The 25,446-nt window shown below is 65.5% G+C and carries 23 protein-coding genes; 9 read left to right on the forward strand and 14 right to left on the reverse strand.

All coding sequences use genetic code 11. The features are described from left to right. Positions 1 to 3 precede the first annotated feature (3 nt). The gene (locus AT699_RS13210; protein WP_053501252.1) at positions 4 to 711 is read left to right on the forward strand and encodes an ABC transporter ATP-binding protein; all 708 of its coding nucleotides are present in this window, start codon (positions 4 to 6) and stop codon (positions 709 to 711) included. Positions 712 to 805: 94 nt separating this feature from the next. Here the strand turns inward: AT699_RS13210 and AT699_RS13215 are convergent, their stop codons facing one another. The 4 genes from AT699_RS13215 to dctP all read right to left on the reverse strand — a co-directional run bounded on the left by AT699_RS13215 (position 806) and on the right by dctP (position 4,992). After that, positions 806 to 1,876, reverse strand: coding sequence for a porin (locus AT699_RS13215; RefSeq protein ID WP_024068739.1), 1,071 nt, complete (start codon positions 1,874 to 1,876; stop codon positions 806 to 808). A 339-nt stretch (positions 1,877 to 2,215) separates the two neighbouring features. Continuing rightward, complete coding sequence (locus AT699_RS13220) at positions 2,216 to 3,517, reverse strand: TRAP transporter large permease (protein WP_006388198.1); 1,302 nt, start codon at positions 3,515 to 3,517, stop codon at positions 2,216 to 2,218. Then, positions 3,510 to 4,010, reverse strand: coding sequence for a TRAP transporter small permease (locus AT699_RS13225; protein WP_024068740.1), 501 nt, complete (start codon positions 4,008 to 4,010; stop codon positions 3,510 to 3,512). Before AT699_RS13225 ends, AT699_RS13220 begins: the two co-directional genes overlap by 8 nt. Before the next feature lie 7 nt (positions 4,011 to 4,017). After that, positions 4,018 to 4,992, reverse strand: a complete 975-nt coding sequence (gene dctP / locus AT699_RS13230; protein WP_024068741.1) for a TRAP transporter substrate-binding protein DctP — start codon at positions 4,990 to 4,992, stop codon at positions 4,018 to 4,020. A 276-nt stretch (positions 4,993 to 5,268) separates the two neighbouring features. Between dctP and nudC the strand changes: the two genes are divergently transcribed. From nudC to AT699_RS13245, 3 genes are all read left to right on the forward strand, one after another. Further along, positions 5,269 to 6,039, forward strand: a complete 771-nt coding sequence (gene nudC, locus AT699_RS13235; RefSeq protein ID WP_020927504.1) for an NAD(+) diphosphatase — start codon at positions 5,269 to 5,271, stop codon at positions 6,037 to 6,039. 155 nt (positions 6,040 to 6,194) lie between these two features. Further along, positions 6,195 to 6,704, forward strand: a complete 510-nt coding sequence (locus AT699_RS13240; protein WP_006388202.1) for a winged helix DNA-binding protein — start codon at positions 6,195 to 6,197, stop codon at positions 6,702 to 6,704. A gap of 86 nt (positions 6,705 to 6,790) precedes the next feature. Then, positions 6,791 to 10,414 carry a hydantoinase B/oxoprolinase family protein gene (locus tag AT699_RS13245; RefSeq protein ID WP_024068742.1) on the forward strand — a complete coding sequence of 1,208 codons (3,624 nt, stop codon included), beginning with the start codon at positions 6,791 to 6,793 and terminating at the stop codon, positions 10,412 to 10,414. Between the two features lie 231 nt (positions 10,415 to 10,645). Here the strand turns inward: AT699_RS13245 and AT699_RS13250 are convergent, their stop codons facing one another. The 4 genes from AT699_RS13250 to AT699_RS13265 form a co-directional block, all read right to left on the reverse strand. Further along, entirely contained in the window at positions 10,646 to 11,341 is a 696-nt protein-coding gene (locus AT699_RS13250; RefSeq protein WP_223203319.1) for a C39 family peptidase, read from the reverse strand. Next, a complete protein-coding gene (locus tag AT699_RS13255) occupies positions 11,338 to 11,913 on the reverse strand; it encodes a hypothetical protein (protein WP_054499487.1) in 576 nt (191 codons plus the stop codon). Before AT699_RS13255 ends, AT699_RS13250 begins: the two co-directional genes overlap by 4 nt. 849 nt (positions 11,914 to 12,762) lie before the next feature. Beyond that, entirely contained in the window at positions 12,763 to 13,638 is an 876-nt protein-coding gene (locus tag AT699_RS13260) for a hypothetical protein (protein ID WP_054499488.1), read from the reverse strand. A gap of 209 nt (positions 13,639 to 13,847) precedes the next feature. After that, the gene (locus AT699_RS13265) at positions 13,848 to 14,888 is read right to left on the reverse strand and encodes a C45 family autoproteolytic acyltransferase/hydolase (RefSeq protein WP_024068746.1); all 1,041 of its coding nucleotides are present in this window, start codon (positions 14,886 to 14,888) and stop codon (positions 13,848 to 13,850) included. A gap of 165 nt (positions 14,889 to 15,053) precedes the next feature. Between AT699_RS13265 and glnH the strand changes: the two genes are divergently transcribed. From glnH to glnQ, 3 genes are all read left to right on the forward strand, one after another. Then, positions 15,054 to 15,806 (forward strand): glutamine ABC transporter substrate-binding protein GlnH, encoded by a 753-nt coding sequence (glnH, locus tag AT699_RS13270; protein WP_020927507.1) that lies wholly within the window; start codon positions 15,054 to 15,056, stop codon positions 15,804 to 15,806. A 167-nt stretch (positions 15,807 to 15,973) separates the two neighbouring features. Further along, positions 15,974 to 16,630, forward strand: coding sequence for a glutamine ABC transporter permease GlnP (gene glnP / locus AT699_RS13275; RefSeq protein ID WP_006388206.1), 657 nt, complete (start codon positions 15,974 to 15,976; stop codon positions 16,628 to 16,630). Beyond that, positions 16,627 to 17,355, forward strand: coding sequence for a glutamine ABC transporter ATP-binding protein GlnQ (gene glnQ / locus AT699_RS13280; protein ID WP_006388207.1), 729 nt, complete (start codon positions 16,627 to 16,629; stop codon positions 17,353 to 17,355). Before glnP ends, glnQ begins: the two co-directional genes overlap by 4 nt. Positions 17,356 to 17,456: 101 nt before the next feature. Here the strand turns inward: glnQ and AT699_RS13285 are convergent, their stop codons facing one another. Beyond that, entirely contained in the window at positions 17,457 to 18,077 is a 621-nt protein-coding gene (locus tag AT699_RS13285) for a cysteine hydrolase family protein (protein ID WP_049054642.1), read from the reverse strand. 123 nt (positions 18,078 to 18,200) lie between these two features. Between AT699_RS13285 and AT699_RS13290 the strand changes: the two genes are divergently transcribed. After that, complete coding sequence (locus AT699_RS13290; protein WP_024068748.1) at positions 18,201 to 19,172, forward strand: GlxA family transcriptional regulator; 972 nt, start codon at positions 18,201 to 18,203, stop codon at positions 19,170 to 19,172. A 122-nt stretch (positions 19,173 to 19,294) separates the two neighbouring features. On the opposite strand, the gene AT699_RS13295 is transcribed toward AT699_RS13290, so the two are convergent. The 5 genes from AT699_RS13295 to AT699_RS13315 form a co-directional block, all read right to left on the reverse strand. After that, a complete protein-coding gene (locus AT699_RS13295; RefSeq protein WP_006388210.1) occupies positions 19,295 to 21,589 on the reverse strand; it encodes a RelA/SpoT family protein in 2,295 nt (764 codons plus the stop codon). A 22-nt stretch (positions 21,590 to 21,611) separates the two neighbouring features. Next, positions 21,612 to 21,815 (reverse strand): DNA-directed RNA polymerase subunit omega, encoded by a 204-nt coding sequence (gene rpoZ, locus AT699_RS13300; protein WP_006219679.1) that lies wholly within the window; start codon positions 21,813 to 21,815, stop codon positions 21,612 to 21,614. Positions 21,816 to 21,861: 46 nt separating this feature from the next. Then, the gene (gmk, locus tag AT699_RS13305) at positions 21,862 to 22,494 is read right to left on the reverse strand and encodes a guanylate kinase (RefSeq protein WP_020927510.1); all 633 of its coding nucleotides are present in this window, start codon (positions 22,492 to 22,494) and stop codon (positions 21,862 to 21,864) included. A gap of 180 nt (positions 22,495 to 22,674) precedes the next feature. Next, positions 22,675 to 23,595: a c-type cytochrome gene (locus tag AT699_RS13310; protein ID WP_026383536.1), complete on the reverse strand. Its 921-nt coding sequence runs from the start codon at positions 23,593 to 23,595 to the stop codon at positions 22,675 to 22,677. A 5-nt stretch (positions 23,596 to 23,600) separates the two neighbouring features. Continuing rightward, the gene (locus AT699_RS13315) at positions 23,601 to 24,326 is read right to left on the reverse strand and encodes a c-type cytochrome (RefSeq protein WP_024068749.1); all 726 of its coding nucleotides are present in this window, start codon (positions 24,324 to 24,326) and stop codon (positions 23,601 to 23,603) included. A 277-nt stretch (positions 24,327 to 24,603) separates the two neighbouring features. On the opposite strand from AT699_RS13315, the gene AT699_RS13320 reads away from it, so the two are divergent. Next, on the forward strand, positions 24,604 to 25,374 hold the full coding sequence (locus AT699_RS13320; protein WP_006388214.1) for an SDR family oxidoreductase: 771 nt from the start codon (positions 24,604 to 24,606) through the stop codon (positions 25,372 to 25,374). Positions 25,375 to 25,446: the final 72 nt, after the last annotated feature.

Raw genomic sequence — 25,446 nt, forward strand, 5'->3', positions numbered from 1 at the left:
GTGATGTTGAAGGTCGACAACCTGAGCGTGGCCTATGGCGGCGTGCAGGCCGTGCGCGACGTGTCGCTGCAAGTGCGCCCGGGCGAAATCGCGGCGCTGCTGGGTGCCAACGGCGCCGGCAAGTCCAGCACCCTGCTGGCCATCATCGGTTCGGTCAAACCCAAGGAAGGCCGGGTCGTCTTCGAAGGGCGCGACATCACGGGAACGCCGCCGGACCAGTTGGTCAAGCAGGGCATTGCCATGATTCCGGAGGGCGCGCGGGTGTTCGCGCGCCAGCCGGTCGAGCAAAACCTGCGCCTGGGGGCCTACACGGTGCGCGACGAGCGCGTCTATCGCGAACGGCTTGACAAGGTCTACGCGCTGTTCCCGCGCCTCAAAGAGCGCCGCGAACAGCTGGCGGGCACCATGTCCGGCGGAGAGCGGCAGATGCTGGCGATCGGCCGCGCCCTGATGAGCGGGCCACGGCTGCTGCTGATCGACGAACCCAGCCTGGGCCTGTCGCCGCTGCTGGTCGAGCAGGTGTTCGACGCGCTGGCCGCGCTCAACCGCGACGACGGCCTGTCCGTGCTGCTGGTCGAGCAGAACATGGCGCAGGCGCTGGAAGTCGCGGCGCGCGCCTATGTGATGCAGAGCGGGCGCGTCGCGCTGTCCGGCAATGCGGCCGAACTGGCGGCGTCGGACGAGGTGCGGCAGGCGTATCTCGGCATGTAGCGCGGGCAAGGCGCTGGACGAAAAAAAAGCCCGTCGCGCGAGGCGACGGGCTTTTTGACATGCGGCCGGGGGCGGGCCGTAAGTCGCGAAGGACTTAGAAAATGTGGCGGATGCCCACGCCGGCGCCCAGCTGGCTGGTGCGGCCGGCGATTTCGCCGGTGGCGGCGTCGCGGACCTTGTTGTAGTCCACGGTGCCGTATACCTGGGTGCGCTTGGACAGCGCGTATTCGGCCACGGCCACCAGGGCGTAGCGCTTGCCCTTGTCGCCGTCTTCGACCACGTTCTTGCTCTGGTCGTAGTAGGCGGCGCCGGTGATGGCCCAGCGCGGGGTGGCCTGCCAGGTCACGCCGGCGAAGTAGCCGTTGTCCTTGCGGTCGAGCTGGGCGGTGGTGGTGCCGCCCATGACGGCGTTGACCCAGCCGGTCTGGTCGCGGCCGTTGAAGTAGCCGGCGAAGACCTTGGCGCTTTCGAACTGGTACGAAGCGCTGAAGTTCCACACTTGCTGGCGCAGTTCGGAGTCGTTGCCTTCGTAGGTGCGCATGAAGGCGCCGCCCAGGCCCAGCTGGCCAACGGTATAGCGCAGGCTCACGCCCATCTGCTGGCCGGCCTTGCGGTCCGACCACTTGTCGCCGTTGGCCCACGACGCGATCACGTTCAGGTCGCCCAGCGTGTTCGAGTAGCGGAAGGTGTTGTTGTTGCGCACGCGGCCCATGGCGGCGGGCAGCCACGAGTTTTCGTTGTAGTTACCGACGGTCAGCGGATCGAAGTAGTCCGCCATCAGGTCCTGGATCACCGTGTTCTGCAGACCCAGCGTCAACGCGCCGATGCTGCCGCCGTCCAGGCCGACGTAGGCCAGGCGGTTGAAGGTCTTGCCCGAGCTGGACGAGTTGCCGTTCTGCACGTTGAAGCCTTGCTCCAGGCGGAAGAAGGCGCGGTTGCCGTCGCCCAGGTCTTCCGAGCCGCGCAGGCCCCAGCGGCTGTTGGAGATGGCGCCGTTTTCCATCGAAAGGCGGCTGCCGTCCTCGCCGGACGCGCCGGAGCCGGTATTGACGTAGCGCATGCTGACGTCGGCGATACCGTAGAGGGTGACGCTGGTTTCAGCGGAAGCGGCGCCTGCGGCCAGGCCGAGGCCGGCGGCGGCGAGCGTAAGAGTGATGCGTTTCACTGAGGCTTCTCCTAATGTTTCTGTTCTTAGCGTGGGCCGGGCTTTTGGCTCGGCTGGACGCGCCTGGCGGTTCGCCTGGAGCTGGGCCGTTGCACCGACGCCAGGGGTTGGCGCGGGTCCGGAGCATGGGCCCTCTGTACGTTCCGTGCGCCATAGTGGTGCCAATCCAGAACGCCACGAGGATTCTAGAAAAGTTACGGCTTGTGTAGTGCGTTTATCTTTTTCGCGTTTTCCCTGGGTTTACAGAAATGCAAAAAAGGCGATGACTGGAACAATCCTGGCATTGTTCCAAAAAAAACCCCGTTGCAGGAACGGGGTTTTGGGCGGGTGGTGTGCGGATCAGAGCGTCATGTGCAGCGGCAACCACGTCGCGATGCCCGGCACCAGGTACAGCAGCAGCACCGCCAGGATCATCAGGAAGAACATCGGCAGCGAGGCGCGGGCGATATAGGGCAGCTCGCGCCCGCTCATGCCCGACAGCACGAACAGGTTGAAGCCCACCGGCGGCGTGATCTGTGCCATTTCCACAACGAAAACGATGAAGATGCCGAACCAGATCAGGTCGATGCCGGCCGCCTGCACCGTCGGCAGCAGCACGCCCATGGTCAGCACGACGATGGAAATGCCGTCCAGGAAGCAGCCCAGCACGATGAAGAACACCATCAGCGCCATGATCAGCCAGAACTGCGACAGGCCCAGTCCGCCAATCCACTCGGCCAGCGCCCGCGGCAGGCCGATGTAGCCCATCGCCAGCGTCAGGAACTGCGCGCCCGCCAGGATCAGGGCGATCATGCAATACAACCGGGTGGCCCCCAGCAGCGATTGCATGAAGGTGGCGCGCGACAGCGACCCTTGCAGGCCCGACAGGATCAGCGCCCCGACCACGCCCACCGCCGCGGCCTCGGTGGCCGTGGCCAGGCCGGTGTAGATCGAGCCCAGCACCGCGCCGATCAGCAGCATCACCGGAATCAGGTGGCGCGAACGCGACAGTTTTTCCTTGAACGTCAGGCCCGGATCGGCGGCGGGCACTTCGTCCGGATTGCGGATGGCCCACCACGCGATGTAGCCCATGAACAACAGCGCCAGCAGGATGCCCGGCACGATACCGGCGATGAACAGCTTGGCGATCGACACGTCCGCCGCCACCCCGTAGACGATCATGATGATCGACGGCGGGATCAGCAGGCCCAGGGTGCCCGCGCCCGACAGCGTGCCCAGGATCTTCGATTCGGGGTAGCCGCGGCGCGTCAGCTCGGGGATGGTCATCTTGCCGACCGTGGCGCAGGTGGCCGCGGACGAGCCCGACACCGCCGCGAAGATGGCGCAGCCGATCACGTTGGTGTGCAGCAGCCGGCCCGGCAGGCGGTTGAGCCAGGGGGCCAGGCCCTTGAACAGGTCTTCCGACAGGCGGGTGCGGAACAGGATTTCACCCATCCACAGGAACAGGGGCAGGGCGGTCAGCGTCCAGCTGGACGAGGCGCCCCAGATGGTGACGGCCATGGCATCGCCGGCCGGGCGGCTGGAGAACATCTCCATGCCGATCCAGGCGGTGCCCGCCAGCGTCAGGCCGACCCAGACGCCGCATCCCAGGAATGCGAAGATCGAGACGACCAGCAGGGTAATGACGAGAAGTTCATTCATGGGTTTGCTGCGAGGTGGCGGCGGCCAGGCCGCGTGAACGACGTACCAGCTCATCGAGCAGGGCGATCAGGAACAGGACCGTGCCCACGGCCATGCTGAGCTGCGGAATCCACAGCGGCGTGGCGTCGTTGGACGTGGAGATGTCGTTGAACTGCCAGGAGTCGTAAGTGAGCTTGACGCTGAAGAAGGCGAAGGCGGCGGCCATCAGGGTGCCCGCCGCCAGCGCGAAGATATCCAGGCGGCGGCTGCCGGCCGGCGACAGCGCGTTCAGCAGCAGCGTCACGCGGATGTGTTCGCCATGCTTGAAGGTGCTGGCCAGCGCCAGGAACCCGGCGGCGGCCATGAAATACCCGGCATAGGCGTCCGTGCCGGGAATGTTCAGGCCAAGCTGGCGCGCGACGATCGCGGCCAGCACCGCAACCAATACACCGATCGTGCACAGGCCGGCCAGCAGGCCGGCCGCGCCGTAAAGTCCATCCAGAAAGCGGCGCATGGTCGTATCACTGCTTCCGGTAGGCGTCGATCATGGCCTGGCCGTCGGCGCCGGCCTTCTTGAGCCAGTCATCCAGCATGCGCTTGCCGATCACCGACAGGCCTTCCTTCAGTTCGACCGTGGGCTTGACGGTTTCCATGCCGTTCTTGGCCAGTTCTTCCTGGTACCACTTGTTCTTTTCCTGCGACAGCTTCCAGCCGCGTTCCTCGGCCTGCGCGCCGGCCTTCTTCAAGGCTTCCTGTGTGGCCGGATCAAGCGCGTCGAACGCCTTCTTGTTGACGATCACGGCGTTCTTGGGCAGCCAGGCCTGGGTGTCGTAGAACTTCTTGATGTACTCGTAGGTCTTGGTGTCGTAGCCGGTGGAGGCCGACGACATGTACGAGTCGATCACGCCGGTGGCCAGCGCCTGCGACAGTTCGGCCTGCTGCACCGTCACCGGCTGGGCGCCGACCAGTTCGGCGATCTTGGCCGTCACCGGGCTGTAGGCGCGCCACTTCAGGCCCTTCATGTCGCTGATCTGCTTGATGTCCTTGTTGGCGAAGATGCCCTGGGGCGGCCAGGCCACCGCGTACAGCAGCGTCATGCCCTGCGAATTCAGCTTCTTTTCCAGGAACGGCTTCTGCGCCTGGTACAGCTTGAACGAGGCGTCGTAGCCGGTGGCCAGGAAGGGCAGGCCGTCCAGTTCGTAGATCGGGTCCTCGTTGGCGAAGTTGGTCAGCAGGATCTCGCCGATCTGGGCCTGGTTGCCTTGCACCGCGCGCTTGATCTCGGGCGCCTTGTACAGCGAGGCGTTGTTGTGCAGCGTGATCTTGAGCTTGCCTTCCGACAGTGTGTCGACGTCCTTGATGAAGGTCGTCAGGTTTTCGACGTGGAAGTTGCTGGCGGGATAGGCGCTGGGCAGGTCCCACTTGGTCTGGGCCTGGGCGCCGGCGCTGAACGCCAGGACGATGGAGCCGGTCAACAGCGAGAGCTTCTTGAACATGATGGTCCTTCTTTGCGAATGATGAGTGCGGGCAGGGCCCGGAGGCATTGCGAAAAAGCGCGCGGCGCGGCATGACGCATAGCTGAAAAGCCGTGCCATTCTATGTTGCCTCTTGGTCACAAAGTGCCTGCAAGCGCGTGTTTACGGGTAATTCCTAGGCCGCCGGTCCGAAATGCTTGACGATTGAAATAGTGTGCCCACGGGCCGGACGTTGTCTTGCGGCGGCGTCTTTTTCTTCTAAGATCTCGTCATCGCAGTCGTGTCGCAGAGGGTCGTGTGAATTTCGTTTTTCGTCGTGACGAGTTGCTGGTCGAGGAAGCCACCAGCGTGTTGCCGGACCTGGATGCCTGTGGGCGCGCCGGGCTTGGGGCCGACGCCCTGCAGCCGGTCTGGGCCACGCCGGATTCGCCGGCCCGCGCCGCGCATGTCGAACCGGGCATCGAAGCGCCGCACGGCTACGCCTTCAAGAAGCTGCGGTCCTTGTTCGGGGTGCTGGACGAGGAACGCATGGCGCTTGCCGGGCGCGCCTACCAGATCGCCGAATGGGCCCGCACCCATCGCTTCTGCGGCGCCTGCGGCACGGCCACCACGCGCGTCAGCGGCGAGTTCTGCCAGCGCTGCCCGGCCTGCGGCTTCTCGGCCTATCCGCGCATCTCGCCGGCCATGATGGTGCTGATCCGCAAGGGCGACAGCATCCTGCTGGCGCGCCACACCGCCAATGCCGCCGGGCGCTACACGGCCCTGGCCGGCTTTGTCGAGCCGGGCGAAAGCATCGAGCAGACGGTGCACCGCGAGGTGCTGGAAGAGGTCGGCCTGAAGGTCGGCAACCTGAAGTACTTCGGCAGCCAATCCTGGCCGTTCCCGCATTCGCTGATGGTGGCCTACACGGCCGAATACGTGTCGGGCGAGATCCGCGTGCAGGAAGACGAGATCGCCGACGCGCGCTGGTTCGGTCCGGGCGATCCGATGCCAGAGATCGCGGCGCGCATCTCCATTGCCGGTTCGCTGATCCGCGCGCATTTGCCGGCTGGCTGGGACGCGCCATAGCAAGGCGCGGGAGTGCTGCGCGCGCCTTAGGCGGGCTCATCCTAGGGGTATTCCCTCGAATCGAGGGATTTTTTCCGTCCCTGTTTTGTTTTTTATTGATGAAATATAGATAAATTATTAGTATTTCGCGCAGATAAACTTGTTGCGCGGCCCTTATGACCTCCACGTTGATCGCCTCGTCGGCCCACCTGGCCGGCGGCAGCGCGCCGGACCTGTCCGAAGTCGAATTCGGCCTGATGATCGCCAGCCACGCCTTCGATCGCTGGACCGTGCGCTGCATGGCGGCGGCGGGCCTGCCCGACCTGACGCCCACCGACGTCATGGTGTTCCACCACGTGTTCCACCGCCAGCGCCCCAAGAAGCTGGCCGACATCTGCTTCACGCTGAATGTCGAGGACACGCACATCGTCAACTACGCGCTGAAAAAGCTCGACCGCCTGGGCGTGGTCAAGGGCGAGCGCGCCAGCAAGGAAGTGTTCTACAGCGTCACGCCCGAGGGCGCGGCCATCATCAAGCGCTACGGCGAAATCCGCGAGCAATGCCTGACCGCCGGCCTCGACGCGCCGGGGGGCGGCGGCCTGGAATTCAGCCGCCAGCTGGCGCACACGCTGCGCGCCCTGTCCGGCCTGTACGACCAGGCCGCGCGCGCCGCGACCTCCCTGTAAACCGATACGCGGGGCAGCGCCCCGTACCGCAACCCGCACGCCGCGGCCGGCAGCGCCGTGGCGGCTTCTTGTACCCGAGGATAGTTATGAAGTGGCAATTCTGGATTGATCGTGGGGGCACCTTCACCGACATCGTGGCGCGCCGCCCCGACGGCACCACCACCACCGCGAAGATGCTGTCGGAAAATCCCGAGCAGTACCGCGACGCGGCGGTGGCGGGCATCCGCAAGCTGCTGGGCATCGCGCCCGGCCAGCCGGTGCCGGCCGAGCAGGTCGAATGCGTCAAGATGGGCACCACGGTCGCCACCAACGCGCTGCTCGAACGCAAGGGCGAACGCACGCTGCTGGTGACCACGCGCGGTTTCCGCGACGGCCTGCGCATTGCCTACCAGAACCGTCCGCGCCTGTTCGACCGCAACGTGCTGCTGCCGGAAATGCTCTACGAAGCCGTGGTCGAGGCCGACGAGCGCGTCGCCGCCGACGGCGAAGTGATCCGCGACCTGGACGAGGCCGCGCTGCGCCGCGACATGCAGGCGGCCTACGACAGCGGCATCCGCACCGTCGCCATCGTCTTCATGCACGCCTGGCACGCTACCGGCCACGAGCAGCGCGCCGCCCGCATCGCGCGCGAGATCGGCTTCACCCAGGTGTCGGCCTCGCACGAGGTCAGCCCGCTGATCAAGTACGTCTCGCGCGGCGACACCACCGTGGTCGACGCCTACCTGTCGCCCATCCTCAAGCGCTATGTCGACCAGGTGGCCGGCGAACTGCCCGGCATCCGCCTGATGTTCATGCAATCGAGCGGCGGCCTGACCGACGCGCACCGCTTCCGCGGCAAGGACGCCATCCTGTCCGGCCCGGCCGGCGGCATCGTCGGCATGGTGCGCACCAGCGAGCAGGCCGGTTTCGACAAGATCATCGGCTTCGACATGGGCGGCACCTCCACCGACGTGTCGCACTACGCCGGCGAATTCGAGCGCGAGTTCGAGACCCTGGTGGCCGGCGTGCGCATGCGCGCGCCCATGATGAGCATCCACACGGTCGCGGCCGGCGGCGGTTCGATCCTGCATTTCGACGGCGCGCGCCTGCGCGTCGGCCCGGATTCGGCCGGCGCCAACCCCGGCCCCGCCTGCTACCGCCGCGGCGGGCCGCTGGCCGTGACCGACTGCAACGTGCTGCTCGGCAAGATCCAGCCCGATTTCTTCCCCAAGGTGTTCGGTCCCGACGCCGACGAAGCGCTGGACCGCGACGCCGTCGTGCAGCGCTTTGAGGCCATGGCCGACGAGGTCCGCGCCGCCACCGGCCGCGACATGACGCCGGAACAGCTGGCCGAAGGCTTCCTGGAAATCGCCGTCGGCAACATGGCCGAAGCCATCAAGCGCATCTCGGTGCAACGCGGCCACGACGTCACCGAATACGCGCTGACCGTGTTCGGCGGCGCCGGCGGCCAGCACGCCTGCCTGGTGGCCGACGCGCTCGGCATGACCACGGTCTTCGCGCACCCGCTGGGCGGCGTGCTGTCGGCCTACGGCATGGGCCTGGCCGACCAGACCGACATGCGCCAGAAGACCGTCGAGAAAACGCTCGACGCCGCGCTGATGGCCGAACTGCAAGGCGAACTGGACGCGCTGGCCGAGCAGGCCGTGGGCGAACTGCGCCGCCAGCACGTGGCCGATAGCGACATCGGCGTGCAACGCCGCCTGCACCTGAAGTACCGCGGCACCGACACCGCGCTCGAAGTGCCGTATTCGGACCTGGACCAGGCCCGCAAGGACTTCGAGGCGGCCTATCGCCAGCGCTATTCCTTCCTCATGCCCAACCGAGAACTGGTGGTGGAGACCATCTCGGTGGAAGCCACCGGCGGTGGCGAGCGCGTCACCGAGACGCCCGCTTCGCGCAGCCGCGATGGCGCGCTGGCGCCACGCCGCGCGGTGCGCATGTACAGCGGCGGCGCCTGGCGCGACACGCCGTTGTACGTGCGTGAAGACATGGCTGGCGGCGACCTGGTGGCGGGCCCCGCCATCATCTCCGAGCCGAACCAGACCACCGTGGTCGAGCCCGGCTGGCAGGCCGAGCTGACGCAACAGGACCACTTCGTGATCCGCCGCGTCGAGGCCCGCCCCGAGCGCCGCGCCGTCGGCACCCAGGCCGACCCGGTGATGCTGGAGGTGTTCAACAACCTGTTCATGTCGATCGCCGAACAGATGGGCTACCGCCTGCAGAACACGGCGTACTCGGTCAACATCAAGGAACGCCTGGACTTCTCCTGCGCCATCTTCGACGCCCAGGCGCGCCTGATCGCCAACGCGCCGCACATGCCGGTGCACCTGGGCTCCATGGGCGAATCGGTGCGCACCGTCATGAACGCCAACGCCGGCCGCATGCAGCCGGGCGACGCCTACGTGGTCAACGACCCGTACCACGGCGGCACCCACCTGCCGGACGTCACGGTGATCACGCCGGTGTTCGACCGCAAGGGCAACGAGATCCTGTTCTACGTCGGCTCGCGCGGCCACCATGCGGATATCGGCGGCACCACCCCGGGCTCGATGCCGCCCGATTCGAAGACGGTCGAAGACGAAGGCGTGCTGTTCACCAACTTCCAGCTGGTCAAGGGCGGCGAGTTCCGCGAACAGGCCGCGCGCGACATCCTCGGCTCCGGCCGCTGGCCGGCGCGCAACCCGGACCAGAACATCGCCGACATGCACGCGCAGATCGCCGCCAACGAAAAGGGCGTGCAGGAACTGCTGCGCATGTGCGATCACTTCGGCCTGGACGTGGTGCGCGCCTACATGGGCCACGTGCAGGACAACGCCGAAGAGGCGGTGCGCCGCGTGATCTCGGTGCTCAAGGACGGCAGCTACGAGTATCCGCTGGACAACGGCGCGGTCATCCGCGTCGCGGTGCGGGTGGACAACCAGGCGCGCAGCGCCGTGGTCGACTTCACCGGCACGTCGGACCAGCTGGACAACAACTTCAACGCCCCGGGCGCCATCGCCGTGGCCGCGGTGCTGTACGTGTTCCGCACCCTGGTCAACGACGACATCCCGCTGAACGACGGCTGCCTGGTGCCGCTGTCGATCATCCTGCCGGAAGGCTCGATGCTGCGCCCGAACCCGCCGGCCTCGGTGGTGGCGGGCAACGTCGAAACGTCCATGTGCATCGTCAACGCGCTGTATGGCGCGCTCGGCGTGCTGGCCGCCAGCCAGGGCACCATGAACAACTTCACCTTCGGCAACGCGCGCCACCAGTACTACGAGACCATCTCGGGCGGTACGGGCGCCGGTCCCGTGCGCATCGATGCCGCCGGTCCCCACGACGAAGGCTTCCCCGGCACTTCGGTGGTGCAGGCGCACATGACCAACTCGCGCCTCACCGACCCCGAAGTGCTGGAGTTCCGCTTCCCGGTGCGGCTGGAGTCGTACGAGATCCGTCACGGCTCGGGCGGGGCGGGGCGCTATCCGGGCGGCAACGGCGGCGTGCGCCGCATCCGCTTCCTGGAAGACATGACCGCCGCGATCCTGTCCAACAACCGCCTGCACGCGCCATTCGGTCTGGCCGGCGGCGGACCGGGCGCGATGGGCCGCAACTACATCGAAAGGCTGGACGGCTCGATCGAGGAGCTTGGTCCGCAGGACAGCGCCCAGTTGCATCCGGGCGACGTGTTCGTGGTGGAAACGCCGGGAGGCGGGGGCTACGGCGCTCGTTGAGTCGGTGGCGTGAGGGCGGGGCGATCCGGGATAGTCATCACGGGTCGCTCCGTCACTCCGGATCGTTCATCACATCTAGCACGATCTCCGCCTTGGCCTTGTGGTCATGGACTCGCAACGTCACCTCGCTATCGCCGATCTCGAAGATCGCGGTGGCGAGCATGTTTTTGCCGTCCGGGTCCTCGGCATCCGTGCGCAGGATCGGCAGGCTTCTGTATCGTTACGAACTGCTTAGGGTATCGGATGAATCGTCAGTTGCTTGACTGTATTGGCGGTTTGACGGCGAGGCGCCTTGGAAAAAAAAGTGTTTGCAGCTGTTGTCTCGGGGTCAATCGGTAACACCGCCAAGAATTTCCCTGAAAGCGCCTCTCCCCTCACATTCCACATAGATTCAAACTGTGTACGACTGAATGTACGATTGCCCATCGATGGATCCGCCAGCCATACGGTGTCTCCGTTGATGCCTCGCAAGACGCTGAAGTGGTCGTCCTTGCGGTGCTTCATGTAAACGATGACTGGCATTCTAAGCCGGGCCAATTGGTCAAAACTCGCGGCAAAGCCTTGAGCCTTGAAGCCGAACTGGGCGAGAGCATTTGTCATGTCCTCGAAGCTGGCTCTTCCATCGGTCTTGTCCATGGCCTTAAGAAGTTGTTCTTCGGTGATTGCCTGACCATAGTGGCTGTCGAGTAGGGTGGCGAGAGATGCGGCGCCGCAAGAGTAGTCCAGATCCTGCTTGACTATCCGGTCGTCGCGCAAATGTTTCCAGCTTCTTACCGGAACGATTCCATGGCTGGAGTGCGTCAGGAGCAGAACGCCTACCGGGCCGGGAAGAATGGCATTGCTCGACGCGCCGGCCGCAACAGCGTTGGCCGCTGCCAGCGCGGCAACGGCGAGAAGCCGCGGCATGATGAAATATGTCTGGTTCATTGCGCCGGGATGACGAGGGGCGGGAGCGGCAAAGCCATTCCCAACATGGCCAGGATGACGCCAAGCGCCGTATACACAAGTATTGTGACCAAGATGGCTGGAATCAGACCGATCGCAATGCCGCCGATGCTGTAGCCGATACTGGCTTTGGGGATCGCGCTCGAGAGGGCATTGGCCCCGACCCACACTGAATATAGCCACAACAGCAGCGTAGCGAGCAGGGACACACCCATGGCGGCCAGGCCGATACCGAGCAGGTCGGCCAGGAGCCAAGAGGTGGCCACCAGGTTGAATAGATTGCCTTGGCCATCCCATCGGCCATCGCGTTTCATCCAGGCTCGCAATGCGCAGACGATGATAAGAAAGGCGGCCCAGGTGGAGATTATTGCTCCGCATAGGGTTACCCACATGGGGACCGCAGGCCAATTCGATTCTGGGGGCAGCACCCCGGAAATCAAACCGCCTGCCAAACCGAGGATCGTGATGGCTAGCGCGGATCGCCAGCGAGGGAAATCGAACCGCGAGAAGGGCAGTCCGCTCAGGCAAAAGAGGGAGAGGGAAGAGGCGATCATTGGGGCTTGTCGCTTAAATGCACCGTGATTGATGGCGTCTGTCAGAACGTTTGGGGTGCATAGTGGTAACCGCAGCAACTGACAGATGCGTTGCTGTCTGGAGCGCTTGATCGTAATAATTCAACGTTGTGATGGCATAGCGTTCTGATCAGGGTGATTCAAAGAGATAGCCAATCTCGAATTGCTAGAACACCCACTAATAGTATGGCAATCACAAATAACAGGAAGGGGATGAATTCACATACGAAAAAAATAGTGCCAGGGTCGCTCCACTTTATCGAACGAAAATAGTTACGGATTTTTTTACTCATGTGGCTCCAAGCTTTGCTCCGTTTTGAGGTCGCCAAGGCGACTATGGCTACCTTGGCGACTGTAAGATGGTGCTCCGGTTGTTATCGTCTGTGCCAGTAATACTCAACAAGGTTGCGGAAATGGTAGAACCGCATATATGGCGCGGCTTGATAGACCGACCATCCGGCAGCAGAAAGACGAGGGGCATAAAAATACATGTAGTACCGCCACCATGCACCCTCTGTCTCTTTCATTTCCTGCTGTGACAACGTCGCCAGTTGCATTGGGCTATTCGAAGGTTCGAACATCAAATTTATATCGGTCTGATTGAAAACTGCAATCGGTCCGCGTGTCTGCGGTGAGCTGGCATATACCTGCGATGACAGAAGGCCGGCGGTTAGTAGTATTAGCGCTAAGCGTGTTAACTGTTTCATATAGACTCTCTAGGAACTACAACCAGCCTTGAAATAGACTCTCAAGGCACCTATTGACGGTGTTTGCGTCACCGGCAATTTTTTGGGCGGCTTGCCGCCCTTTTTCTTACGATCACACCCAAAATCAAAATGTATACAGCCAGTTGGCTCGCAGCTCCGAACCGCTACGGCCCGATACATTGGCTTTTAGGGTGGTGGTCAGTGTGCTATCGCTTGTGAGGCCGTAACCGGCGCCAAGTAATAGATCAGTCGAGGTGCGATTGATACCTTGGCTATGACCGTCCAGCCGATCGGCCTGCCGATATGTCCATTGCGCGCCGGTGGTCAGTGTCACGCGGTCGTTGACGGCAAAGCCTACCGACGGGTTGAGCAATAGCAAGTTGCCAGGCTGGTATCGGTAAGAACCATCTGCACGGGCTCGGTTGAACTGATAGGCGGCCGTCAATGAGAATAAGATTGGGTCGATCGCGTGGTAGGCGGTGACGCCTAGCATGGCCGACTTGAGGCTGGCGCTGCCTTGCCTGTGCTTTTCCCGTAAAGCGATTTCCGCAAATCCGAGTACGGCAGGACCGTCGTCGTCTTGCTTGAATTGATAGTTGATGCCTACCCAAGCATCGACGAATCTCGACTCGCTGCTGGTGGTTGTGCCGTCGACACCGCTATTGCGTTGGTTTGATGAGAGGCCGCTTATTCGGGCGTATAGCTCGGTGTCTGTTGTCAGGCCGTATCGCAGGCCGAGTGTGCCTACCACGGTGTCGCTATTACCGAGACTCTCTCCGAGCGAGGTGGGCACGGTGATGAATGACGTCGGCCCCGTCTGGACAATAATCGGTTCGCCGATTGATATGCCAGCGCGGTCTGTGTTGGCGTAGGCCAACGATAATTCCATCCTGAGCTTTCCCGCGTCGGTGATCAGGTTCTCCACCGTAAGAGGCAACTCAGCCCACGCTGGGAGGGGGATAGCTAAAATTAGGCTGGCACAAAGGCGCGAAATACGCATGAGACTCTCAAATAATATTGAGTCTCATTCTATTTTTGGTCGCGGTATTTTTCGATTGGGCTTGGTCCGGGATTTGCCGGAATTGCGCGAGGTCACCTGCATGCCGTGTATACCAAGAACCGTCGTGAGGGAGAGGGCCCCCTGACATTCGTTGGCTAGCATCTCAGTGCATTGCTAATACTTGCGCGCGGTTCTGCGCGCAAGTATTCCTACTCCGGATCGTTCATCACATCCAGCACGATGTCCGCCTTCGGCTTGCGGTCGTAGACCCGCAGCGTCACCTCGCCATCGCCGATCTCGAAGATCGCGGTGGCGAGCGTGTTTTCGCCGTCCGGGTCCTTGGGATCGGTGCGCAGGATCGGCAGTTCGCCCTCGGTGTCATGCAACGCCGTCAGCAGGTCGGCGCCGACGGTGGCGGGCGACCAGGTGTCGACGATGCCCTCGATGCGGCGCTGGCGCTCGCGCGACGAGTCGGTGATGATCTGCGTCTGGCCGCGGCTGGCCTGGTGCACCATGTGGTTGGCATGGCCGTAGCGGGTGCCGATCTCCAGGACCGACGCGGCGCCGGGCGACGCCTCGACGCTGAAGACGCGGGCATCGGCGGCCGAGCCCAGCGTATGGTGGAAGCCGCCGGCGCGCTGCGCGTCGCGCAGCAACGCCACGGCCTCGTCCAGGGTGGCGCAGTCGAGCACCGCGCGCGCCAGCAGCATGCGCGGCACGCCGGGCTGGCGCAGGCGCGTGCGCAGGTTGTTGATGGTCTGCACCAGGCCGGCGCGATTGGCCCCGAAGGTGTGGCCGGGCAGGGAACCCGGGTAATAGAAGCTCAGGTAGCCGGGCGCGTCGTCCAGCGCCACGTCGACCAGATGGCAGCGGCCGTACAGGAACGGATCGCCGTCCTCGTTGTGGCCGATCCAGCGGGTGCCGTCGGCCGCCTTCAGCGCCACCGACGTGCAGCCGTCGCCGCTGCCGCTGCTGTGCAGCAGGTCGCCCCGGCAGTTCCACAGCAACACGTCCGCCAGCGGCATCCCCAGCCCCTCGGCCAGCCCCTCCAGTTCGTCCCACACGGCGGGAAGGGCGCGCCGGGCCTGTTCGCCCAGTTCCGCCACGTAGGGGTGGCCGCGCCAGGGGCGCAGCGCCTTCCAGGTGGCGCTCTGGTCCAGGTAGGTCGCCATCAGCGGGCGGGCCAGCTTGCCTAGCGCCACGCCGACCTGGCGCCGGTTGCCGGCGATGCGTACATACTTGTAGGGCATGGGGATTCTCCGGGGTGTCATGCGGATTGTAATTTTTCTAAGCTCTGTCCGGTGGGGACGGATGCGTTAAGATTCCCCGTAAGTTGCTCCGGCGATCCCGGTGTGGCCCGCGCATCATGTCCTAACTACAACCCCGGGTGCTATCGGCCCCAAGAGGAGAGTTTCATGATTAAACGTAAAGTCGCCGCCGCCTTGGTCGGCCTGTCCGTGGCCATGTTCGGCGCCGCCTCCGGCGCCTACGCCCAAGGCAAGGAATTGGTGGTGGCCACCGACACGGCGTTCGTGCCGTTCGAGTTCAAGCAGGGCAACACCTATACCGGCTTCGACGTGGACCTGTGGGCGGCCATCGCCAAGGAACTGAACGTCAAGTACAAGCTGCAGCCGATGGACTTCAACGGCATCATCCCCGGCCTGCAGACCAAGAACATCGACGTGGCGCTGGCCGGCATCACCATCCGCGATGACCGCAAGAAGGTGATCGACTTCTCCGATCCCTACTACGAAAGCGGCCTGGCCATCCTGGTCGGCGAAAAGAACACCGACATCAAGGACGCCAAGTCGCTGGCCGGCAAGACCGTCGCGGTCAAGACCGGCACGGCCACCGTGGACTTCCTGAAGGCCCAGGTGCCGGACGCCAAGCTCAAGCTGTTCCCCAACATCGACAACGCCTACCTGGAACTGGCCACCGGCCGGGTCGATGCCGCCGTGCACGACACGCCCAACGTCCAGTACTACGCCAACACGGCTGGCAAGGGCCGCGTCAAGGTGGTCGGCTCGGTCAAGAGCGGCGACTTCTACGGCATCGCCTTCCCCAAGGGCAGCGAACTGGTGCCGCAGGTCAACAAGGCCCTGGCCACGCTCAAGTCCAACGGCCAGTACGACGCCATCTACGAGAAGTGGTTCGGCAAGAAGCCCTGAGCTTTTCCGTCGGATTGATGTTGCATTTCGGGGCCGCCCGGCAGTCTGGGGCCCCGGCGCTTCGCTCCGGCGACGCCGGGCCCGGGACGGGGCGGCCCCGAGCCGCTTGCGGCGCCGGGCGTTTCCGCCATGATGCGGCGCGCGGGCGCGCCATTGAGGGGTAATTCGTGGATTTTGACTGGAATGTAGTGATGGAGGCGTTGCCCAACCTGTGGGTGGGCACGCAGATGACCATCAAGATCACCTTTTGGGGCCTGTTCGGCGGCTTTCTGCTGGGCGCGCTCTCCGGCGTGACGCGGGCCTACGGGCATCCGATACTGTCGGGCATCGCCCAGGTGTATGTCGCGGTGATCCGCGGCACGCCGATCGTGGTGCAGGTGATGTTCATTTATTTCGCCTTGCCGCTCTTGGCGAACATCCGGGTGGACGCCGAGTGGGCGGCCATCGTCACGCTCATCATCAATTCAGGCGCCTATATTTCCGAGATCGTGCGCGGTTCGCTGCTGTCGGTCCACAAGGGGCTGAAGGAAGCCGGGCAGGCGATGGGCCTGCCGTTTCACAAGATCCTGTTCCACATCATCGGGCCGGTGGCGTTCCGCCGCATGATTCCGCCGCTGGGCAACCAGTGCATCATCAGCCTGAAGGATTCGTCGCTGTTCATCGTGATCGGCGTCGCGGAACTGACCCGCCAGGGCCAGGAGATCATGGCCAGCAACTTCCGCGCGGTCGAGATCTGGTCGGCGATCGCCATCGTCTACCTGATCCTGACGGGCACGATGGCGCTGATCCTGCACCTGGTGGAAAAAAGGATGCGCATACTATGAGCATGGTTGAATTTCATGACGTCACCAAGACGTTCGGCGCGTCCACGGTGCTGGACGGCATCTCGCTCAACATCGACGCGGGCGAGGTGGTCGTGGTGGTGGGGCCGTCCGGCTCCGGCAAGTCCACCTTCCTGCGGTGCATCAATGTGCTCGAAACGATCAACGGCGGCGATCTGCTGGTCGACGGCCTGAGCGTGCACGGCGGCGCCGCCCAGGTGCGCGAGATCCGGCGCGAGGCCGGCATGGTGTTCCAGCAGTTCAATCTGTTCCCGCAGATGACCGCGCTGCAGAATGTCATGTTCGGGCCGGTGCACACGCGCGGACAGAGCCGCGACGAGGCGCGCGAACTGGCCGAGCAACTGCTGGGCAAGGTCGGGCTGGCCGAGCGCATGAACCACTACCCATCCGAACTGTCCGGCGGCCAGCAGCAGCGCGTGGCGATCGCCCGCGCGTTGGCGATCAAGCCCAAGCTGATGCTGTTCGACGAGCCGACTTCGGCGCTCGATCCGGAACTGCGCCACGAGGTGCTGAAGGTGATGCGCGACCTGGCCGAGGAGGGCATGACCATGGTGGTGGTCACGCACGAAATGGAATTCGCGCGCAAGGTCGGCAGCCGCCTGATCTTCATCGACGCCGGCAAGATCGCGCATGACGGTCCGCCAGCCGAGTTGCTGGACAATCCGCCCAGCCAGCGCCTGAGGGACTTCCTGCAACACGTGGCCTGAGCGGCGTCGCCGCCCGCCGCGCCATCGGGCGCGTGGCGGCTGGCCGCTTGGCGTTCGCGCGGCCAAGCGCCGGCCCTCGGGGCGCGTGGCGTCCGGGTCCGCTAGCGCGACGCGGGCTTGGCGGGCAGGGCCAGCACCTGTTCCGTCGTCATGATGTCGGCGAAAGTGTCGTCCAGCGCCGCCAGCGTCGCCCGGTGCAGCGTGGCGTGCGGCACCACGCCTTCACGGCCGTCGATGTCGCGCGTGGCGCAGGCATCCTCCGCCACGATCACCTGGTAGCCCAGCGGCACCGCGTCGCGCGCGGCGCCGGCCACGCAGGCGTGCGTCATCAGGCCGGCGACGACCACCGTGCCGACGCCGCCGGCCTGCAACCGTTCGTGCAGGTCCGTGCCGGGAAACGCGCTGACCTGGGTCTTGCGCACCACGCCGTGGCCCGCCGCGGGTTGCAGCTCGGGGTGGAAGCGCGAACCGGGGCCATCCTCCGGAAACAGCGGGCTGCCAGGGGGCAGCACATGCTGCACGTGGATCACCGCGATGCCGGCGCGGTCGGCGTGCTCGACCAGCCGCCGGGCGTTGCGCAGGGCCCGCAGCCCGTCGGGAATGGGCATGCGGCCGCTGAAATACTCTTCCTGGAAATCGATCACCAGCAGCGCCGTGGCGCCGGGGTTCAGCGATTGCGGCGCGGTCGCGCCGGCCATCGTGCGGATCGTGGGGTGGTGCATGGATACCTCGACAGGTTGGGGGGAAGGCGTCCAGTATCCGGCCCAGGCTTGCCCGCGATAAGTGGCCCGAAAGCCAATATGCGCTAGGATCGGGCCATTCCGGTTTCCGTTGCGAGCGCACCCATGCACACCGTCGCCGTGCTGGCCTTCGAAGGCATCAGTCCTTTTCACCTGTCCGTGCCCTGCATGGTGTTCGGCGACGACCTGGCGCGGCTGGGCGTGCCGCGCTATGAGCTGCTGGTCTGCGGCGAGCGCCGGGGCCTGATCCCGACCATGTCGGGCTTCAATATCGAGGTGCCGCACGACCTGTCCGCTTTGGCGCGGGCCGACACGGTCATCGTGCCGGCCTGGCGTGATCCGGACGAACCGCCGCCGCCGGCGCTGCTCGGTGCCCTGCGCGCCACCCATGCGCGCGGCGCGCGGGTGGTGGGCCTGTGCCTGGGCACCTTCGTGCTGGCCGAGGCCGGCCTGCTGGACGGCCGCCGCGCGGCCACCCACTGGGTCTGGGCCGGGGATTTCCGCAAGCGCTATCCCCGCGTGCGGCTGGACCAGGACGTCCTGTATGTGGACGACGGCGACATCCTGACCTCCGCCGGCACCGCGGCGGCGATCGACTGCTGCCTGCACCTGCTGCGCGGCGACCATGGCGCCGAGATCGCCAACCGCGTCGCTCGCCGCATGGTGGTGGCGCCGCAACGCGACGGCGGCCAGGCGCAATATATCGAGCATCCGCTGCCGAAAGCCGCGGGCGGCGACCGCCTGCGCGCCACGCTGGACTGGGCCATCGAGCACCTGGACCAGCCGTTGTGCCTGGACCAACTGGCGGCGCGCGCCAGCATGAGCCGGCGCAATTTCACGCGCCACTTCAAGGCGCAGACCGGCGCCACCGTTTCGCAGTGGCTGCTGAACCACCGGCTGGCCTCGACCCAGCGCCTGCTGGAAACCAGCGACCACGGCATCGACTGCATCGCCGGCCTGGTGGGCTTCGGCTCGGCGGCGTCACTGCGGCAGCATTTCGCCGCCGCGTTCTCGGTGTCGCCTGGCGCCTACCGGCGCCAGTTCCGCCAGGCGCCCGGACCGCGGCGGGCAGCGTAGGCGCAGCGCGTTTGAAGCGGACGGCACGGCAACGCGAACGTCCAACTGCGCGGCCCCAGCGGTGGGGCAAGAAAAAAGGGGCGCCGGAGCACCCCTTTGATCGCAATTCGCCGTAACCGCGCTCAGCCCTTCACGCGCACGATCTTCTGCACTTGCGGCACGTGGCGGATGGCGCGGATCACCTGCGCCAGGTGCTTGCGGCTGTCCACCTGGATGGTCAGGTGCAGCGACACCGTCGAGACCGCGTCATCGTGCATGGTCACATGCATGATGTTGGCGTCGGCCGCCGTGACTTCGGCGGCCAGCCGGCCCAGTACGCCGCGCTCGTTGCGCGTGACGATGTCCAGGCGCGTGGCCAGGTGCTTGGCGGTGTGGGCGTCCCAGGCGACGTTGATCCAGCGTTCCGGTTCGCGCAGGCGCTGGCGCATGGCCACCGGGCAGTCGGCGGTGTGCACCACCAGGCCATGGCCCATGCGCATGCCGGCGATGATCGGGTCGCCGGGCAGCGGGCCGCAGCACGGCGCCAACTGCACCGCCTGGCCTTCGTTGCCCTGGATCAGGATCGGGGCGCTGCGCGCCGAGGTCAGCTCGTCCACCGCCGCGGCGGTGGTGGCCACCAGCTGGTGTTCGGGCGCGAAGCGGCGCGCCACGACGGCGGCCAGGCGCTTGCCCAGGCCGATGTCGGCCAGGATTTCCTCGCGTGAGCTGGCGCCGGTGCTGCGCGCCAGCTTCTGCCAGGCCGGGTCGTCGGTGGCCGGCAGCGGCATGTGCAATTCCTGCAGGGCCTGGCCCAGCAGGCGCTCGCCGAAGGCCACCGATTCCTCGTACTTGACGGTGCGCAGGTAGTGGCGGATTTCCGAACGGGCGCGGCCGGTGCGCACGTAATTGAGCCATTGCGCGTTCGGGCGCGAAGCGGGGGAGGTGACGATCTCCACCGTGTCGCCGCTGTTCAGTTCCGTGCGCAGCGGCACGAACTCGCCGTTGACCTTGGCCGCCACCGCCTGGTTGCCGATGTCGGTATGGATGGCGTAGGCGAAATCCACCGGCGTCGCGCCGCGCGGCAGCGAGATGATCTTGCCGCGCGGGGTGAAGACGTAGACGGCGTCCGGGAACAGGTCGACCTTGACGTGTTCGAGGAATTCGCCCGAATCGCCGGTCTGGCTCTGGATGTCCAGCAGCGATTGCAGCCACTGGTGGGTACGCTTCTGCAGGTCGTTGAGCGTCAGGTCGGCGCCCTTGTACAGCCAGTGCGAGGCCACGCCTTCTTCGGCCACGTGATGCATGTCGCGGGTGCGGAACTGGAATTCCACCGGGGTGCCGTAGGGGCCCACCAGCGTCGTGTGCAGCGACTGGTAGCCGTTGACCTTGGGGATCGCGATGTAGTCCTTGAACTTGCCGGGCACCGGCCGGTACAGCTGGTGCAGCGTGCCCAGTGCCAGGTAGCACTCGGGCAGCGTGTGGACGATGACGCGGAAACCATAGATGTCGAGCACGTCCGAGAACGACTTCTTCTGGTCGACCATCTTGCGGTAGATGCCGAACAGCGTCTTCTCGCGGCCGGTGACTTCGGCCTCGATGCCGGCGGCGGGCAGCGCGGCACGGACCGAGTCGGCGATCTTGCCGATCACCTCGCGGCGGTTGCCGCGCGCGGCCAGCACGGCCTTGTACAACACCTGGTAGCGGTTCGGGTACATGGCCGCGAAGCACAGGTCCTGCAGTTCGCGGAACAGCAGGTTCAGGCCCAGCCGGTGGGCGATGGGCGCGTAGATGTCCAGCGTTTCGCGGGCGATGCGGCGGCGCTTCTCGGGGTTGACCGCGTCCAGCGTGCGCATGTTGTGCAGGCGGTCGGCCAGCTTGATGAGGATGACGCGCACGTCGCGCGCCATCGCCAGCAGCATCTTGCGGAAACTTTCGGCCTGCTGCTCGGCCTTGGTGGCGAAGTCCAGGCGGTCCAGCTTGGACAGGCCATCGACCAGCTCGGCGACTTCAGGACCGAACTTCTCGGCCAGCTCGTGCTTGGCGATGCCCTGGTCTTCCATCACGTCGTGCAGCAGGGCGGCGGACAACGCATTCGCGTCGAGCTTCCAGCCCGCGCAGATTTCCGTGACGGCGATGGGGTGTGAGATGTAGGGCGAACCGCTGGCGCGGAACTGGCCCAGGTGCGCCTGGTCGGCGAAGCGATAGGCTTCGCGCACGCGTTCTACATCTTTCTTGTCGAGATAGCTGCCGATGATTTCGGTCAGCGGCGCCAGCGAGGCGACCGGCGAGGCGGTCGCATCCGCCGCTTCTTGCGCGGCGACGGAGGGTGGCGTGGGGGAATTCTTGTCTTTCTTGCCCGTGCGGCGCCCGAGACGGGAGCCGGCACGTAGCGCGGCAAGCAGACCTGATGAAGCGTACTTCAGCCCGGGAAAAGCCATGCTTGCCGCCCCCCGGAAAAGATCAGGTGGGAACTTTGCGCAGCATTTCCACGCCGGTGAGGCCGCCCGCGATTTCGCGCAGGGCAGTGACCGTGGGCTTGTCTTTGCTGTCCAGGCGCGGGGCATGGCCTTGCGCCAGCTCGCGGGCGCGGTAGGTGGCGGCCAGCGTGAGCTTGAAACGGTTGGGGATCTGGTTCAGACAGTCTTCGACGGTAATGCGAGCCATTAGGACACCTGGTGCTGATGGTGGATAGGGAGAATGCGGTTTCGTTTCAGTGCGCCGCCGGGATGCCGAGCTGCGCAAACAATTCGGCGTGGCGCACGGCCTGAGACGAAAAACGCAGCCGTGCGGCGCTGACGATTTGAGTCAGTTCCGACAAGGCCACGCTAAATTCTTGATTAATAATAACATATTCGCATTCAGGCGCGTGCGCGATTTCGCCGCCCGCGGCCATCAGCCGGCGCGCGATCACTTGCGGCGCATCCTGGCCGCGCGCCTTGAGCCGGCTTTCGAGTTCCTCGATCGAAGGCGGCAGCACGAAGATGCCGATCGCGCCGGGAAAGCGCTGGCGCACCTGGCGCGCGCCTTGCCAATCGATTTCCAGCAGCACGTCGCGGCCCTCGCGGGTGGCTTCGTCGATGCGATCGCGCGGCGTCCCGTAGAAATTGCCATGGACCTCGGCCCACTCCAGCAGGCGCTGCTCGTCGCGCAATTGCTTGAATTCGTCGATGCCGATGAAGCGGTACTCGCGGCCGTCTTCCTCGCCGGGACGCGGCGCGCGGGTGGTGCAGGAGACGGACAGGAGGATGGACGGGTCTTGCTGCAGCAAGGCCTTGACCAGGCTGGACTTGCCGGCCCCGCTGGGGGCGACGACCATGAAGACATTGCCGGAAGTGGCGTGCATGAATGTGACGAGCGTGTGATGCCGAGACCCGAAGAATAGCAAATCGCGCAGCGCGGCAGGGGGAAAACCCTGCGCGCGTCGTCAATGCCAACCACCTGCGGGTTGGGGGCGCGCGATGCGGCCCCGCAAGAAAGCGGCCCCGAACGGCGGCCCGTGGCGGGACCGCCGCGCGGGCGCGGATCAGCGCGCCGCCGCCTGCGTCAGCTTGCCGCCCGGCGCGGGCGCGTCGCTGCCGAGCAGGTGGCCGTTCACCTCGATGCCGTAGAGCGAGTCGTCGGAGTCGTGGTACTTGGCGCGGGTCTTGGCCACCGATTCGGTGTAGCGCGGATCCTGGGGGCGTTCGTGGGCGTTCATGAAGTAGGCCACGTCCCACGCTTCCTGGTCGCTCAGCATGCCTGCCTGGCCCAGCGGCATGTTGGCCTTGATGAAGCCGGCGGCGTTGCCGATCTGGTGCATGCCGGCGCCCCAGTTGAAGGAATCCGGGCCCCACAGCGCGGGGAATACCCAGTGCTCGCCGTTCTTCTGTCCCTTGCCCTCGGCGCCGTGGCAGACGGCACAGTACTGGGCGTAGACCTCGCTGCCGCGCACGTAGTCGGCCTTCTGGGCCGGCTTGGGCAGCTTGAGGTAGCCCTGGCCCTTGAGCGCGACGCCGGTGGGCGCCTTGCTCGCCAGCCAGAACATATAGGTCTGCAAGGCGGTCAGCACCGGGTCGTCGGCCGCGGGCGGCTTGCCGTTCATGCTGAAGCGGAAACAGCCTTGCAGGCGCTCGGCCAGCGTGTTGACGTGGCCGTTCTTGGCGCGGTACGCCGGATACAGCACGTAGGCTGCCCACATCGGCGCGGAATCGGGGCGGCGGCCCGCGTCCAGGTGGCAACTGGCGCAGTTCAGGTCGTTGCCGACGAATTTGCTGGCGTTCTGCGGCGTGTGCAGGAAGATCTGCTCGCCCTGGCGCACGATCTTGCCGAATTCGCTGTCGGGTAGCGACGCGGCGCTGGGCGGCGTGAAGTCGGGGCGCGCATCGGCGGCCACGGCCGCTCCGGTCGACAGCAACGCGCTGGTTGCCGCGGCGGCGAACAGAAGATGAGCGAGTCGGTGACGGATCGGGGTCATTGCTTGGCTCCCGCGGCGGTGTTGGCTTGCGCGGCAAGCAGGTCGGCGGCCTTGGGCAGGCCGGCGTAGTAGGCGGACACGGCGTCGATCTCGGCGTCGGTCAGGCGGGTGGCCACGGCCGGCATCAGGCCGAGCGGGCCGGGCGGACGCTGGCCCTGGCGCCAGGCGCGCAGCTGGCCCGCGATGTAGGCGGCGGGCTGGCCGGCCAGGCTGGGAAAGTTGGCGCCCACGCCGATGCCGCCCGGGCCGTGGCATTGATTGCAGGCTGGCACGTTCTTGTCCCAGGCGCCGCGCGTGGCCAGCCAGGCGCCGGTATCGTCGGGCTTGACCGGCTGCCGGGCCGTGGCGGCCAATCGGTCGATGTTCAGCGGCGACGGCAGGCCGGCGTAATAGGCGGCCACCGCTTGCCGCTGCGCGGGGTCCAGCGCCTTGGCGGTGGCGGCCATCACCGGGCTCACGCGCGAGCCGTTGGCCATGGCTTCGAGCTGTTCGGCGAGATAGGCGGCGCCCATGCCCGCCAGATGGGGAAAGCCGGCGGCGGGGTTGCCTTCGCCGTTGGCGCCGTGACAGGTCATACAGGCCGGCGCGCCGTTGGCGCCCTGTGTGCTGATCTGGCGCCCATCGGGAGCGGCCTGCGCGGGACCGGGCAGCGCACCGAGCACGCCGGCGCCCAGCGCCAGCGCGCCCGCCCAACGGACGGTGGAAAAGGGCAGTAATGCCATGATCAAACTCCGAAATTTATTGGAATTTTGGTAATAAGTTAATTTCCAGAAATTATATGGAAATTTGTGACAGATCAAAGCCCGCCAGGGGTTTTGCGCGCGTTCAATTTGCAACAGCGATGGCGGCAATCGCGACGGCGCTGCATCCGTTCGCCGGCTCGTTTCCTGATCCGTGCTTGCCCAGCCGCACTCGGCGCGTAGCGAATGGAACGTTCGCTTGCACCATCGCCAGAATGATTCGGGTAGCATTTCGCCGACAGATAACAAGGAGCATCCAATGCACACGAACGAGATCGACCCTCCCCGCGTTGCGCTGGTCACCGGCGCCGGCACCGGCATTGGCCGCGCGGTGGCGCTGGAATTCCTGGCGCAAGGCTATCGCGTGGTGCTGGCCGGTCGTCGGCGCGAGCCGCTCGAAGCCACGCGCACGGCGGCGGGCGAAGATGGTGTGCGGGCCCTGGTGGTTCCCACGGACGTGTCCGACGAGCAGGCGGTGCGCGAGCTGTTCGACACCACCCAGCGCGAATACGGGCGCCTGGACGTGCTGTTCAATAACGCGGGCCGCGGCGCGCCGGCGATGCCGATCGAGGAACTGCCGGTGGCGCTCTGGCGCGAGGTGGTCGACACCAACCTGACCGGCATGTTCCTGTGCGCGCAGGCCGCGATCCGCGTGATGAAGGCGCAGACCCCGCAGGGCGGCCGCATCATCAACAATGGCTCGATCTCGGCGCACGCGCCGCGGCCGTTCTCGATCGCCTACACCGCCACCAAGCACGCGGTGACGGGCCTGACCAAGTCGATTTCGCTGGATTGCCGTCCGTACCACATTGCCTGCGGCCAGATCGATATCGGCAATGCCGCCACCGACATGACCGAACGCATGGCCGCCGGTATCCTGCAGGCCGATGGCAGCACCAAGGTCGAGCCGCGCATGGACGTGGCCCACGTCGCGCAGGCCGTCGCCGCCATGGCCCGCCTGCCGCTGGACGCCAATGTCCAGTTCATGACGATCATGGCGACCAACATGCCGTTCGTCGGGCGCGGCTGAAGGGATTTTCGCCGGCAACAAAAAAACGCCGCGGGCCAATGCCAGTCGTTAAGCCTTGAAGGGCGTTTTTTC

The sequence above is a fragment of the Achromobacter xylosoxidans genome (assembly GCF_001457475.1).
Taxonomy (GTDB): Bacteria; Pseudomonadota; Gammaproteobacteria; order Burkholderiales; family Burkholderiaceae_B; genus Achromobacter; species Achromobacter xylosoxidans.

Coding starts and splice junctions, on each gene's coding strand:
- AT699_RS13210 (WP_053501252.1), top strand. CDS start 4: ATGTTGAAGGTCGACAACCTGAGCGTGGCCTATGGCGGCGTGCAGGCC.
- AT699_RS13220 (WP_006388198.1), bottom strand. CDS start 3,517: ATGAATGAACTTCTCGTCATTACCCTGCTGGTCGTCTCGATCTTCGCA.
- AT699_RS13225 (WP_024068740.1), bottom strand. CDS start 4,010: ATGCGCCGCTTTCTGGATGGACTTTACGGCGCGGCCGGCCTGCTGGCC.
- dctP (WP_024068741.1), bottom strand. CDS start 4,992: ATGTTCAAGAAGCTCTCGCTGTTGACCGGCTCCATCGTCCTGGCGTTC.
- AT699_RS13240 (WP_006388202.1), top strand. CDS start 6,195: ATGACCTCCACGTTGATCGCCTCGTCGGCCCACCTGGCCGGCGGCAGC.
- AT699_RS13245 (WP_024068742.1), top strand. CDS start 6,791: ATGAAGTGGCAATTCTGGATTGATCGTGGGGGCACCTTCACCGACATC.
- AT699_RS13250 (WP_223203319.1), bottom strand. CDS start 11,341: ATGAACCAGACATATTTCATCATGCCGCGGCTTCTCGCCGTTGCCGCG.
- AT699_RS13255 (WP_054499487.1), bottom strand. CDS start 11,913: ATGATCGCCTCTTCCCTCTCCCTCTTTTGCCTGAGCGGACTGCCCTTC.
- AT699_RS13260 (WP_054499488.1), bottom strand. CDS start 13,638: ATGCGTATTTCGCGCCTTTGTGCCAGCCTAATTTTAGCTATCCCCCTC.
- AT699_RS13265 (WP_024068746.1), bottom strand. CDS start 14,888: ATGCCCTACAAGTATGTACGCATCGCCGGCAACCGGCGCCAGGTCGGC.
- glnH (WP_020927507.1), top strand. CDS start 15,054: ATGATTAAACGTAAAGTCGCCGCCGCCTTGGTCGGCCTGTCCGTGGCC.
- glnQ (WP_006388207.1), top strand. CDS start 16,627: ATGAGCATGGTTGAATTTCATGACGTCACCAAGACGTTCGGCGCGTCC.
- AT699_RS13285 (WP_049054642.1), bottom strand. CDS start 18,077: ATGCACCACCCCACGATCCGCACGATGGCCGGCGCGACCGCGCCGCAA.
- AT699_RS13290 (WP_024068748.1), top strand. CDS start 18,201: ATGCACACCGTCGCCGTGCTGGCCTTCGAAGGCATCAGTCCTTTTCAC.
- AT699_RS13295 (WP_006388210.1), bottom strand. CDS start 21,589: ATGGCTTTTCCCGGGCTGAAGTACGCTTCATCAGGTCTGCTTGCCGCG.
- rpoZ (WP_006219679.1), bottom strand. CDS start 21,815: ATGGCTCGCATTACCGTCGAAGACTGTCTGAACCAGATCCCCAACCGT.
- gmk (WP_020927510.1), bottom strand. CDS start 22,494: ATGCACGCCACTTCCGGCAATGTCTTCATGGTCGTCGCCCCCAGCGGG.
- AT699_RS13315 (WP_024068749.1), bottom strand. CDS start 24,326: ATGGCATTACTGCCCTTTTCCACCGTCCGTTGGGCGGGCGCGCTGGCG.
- AT699_RS13320 (WP_006388214.1), top strand. CDS start 24,604: ATGCACACGAACGAGATCGACCCTCCCCGCGTTGCGCTGGTCACCGGC.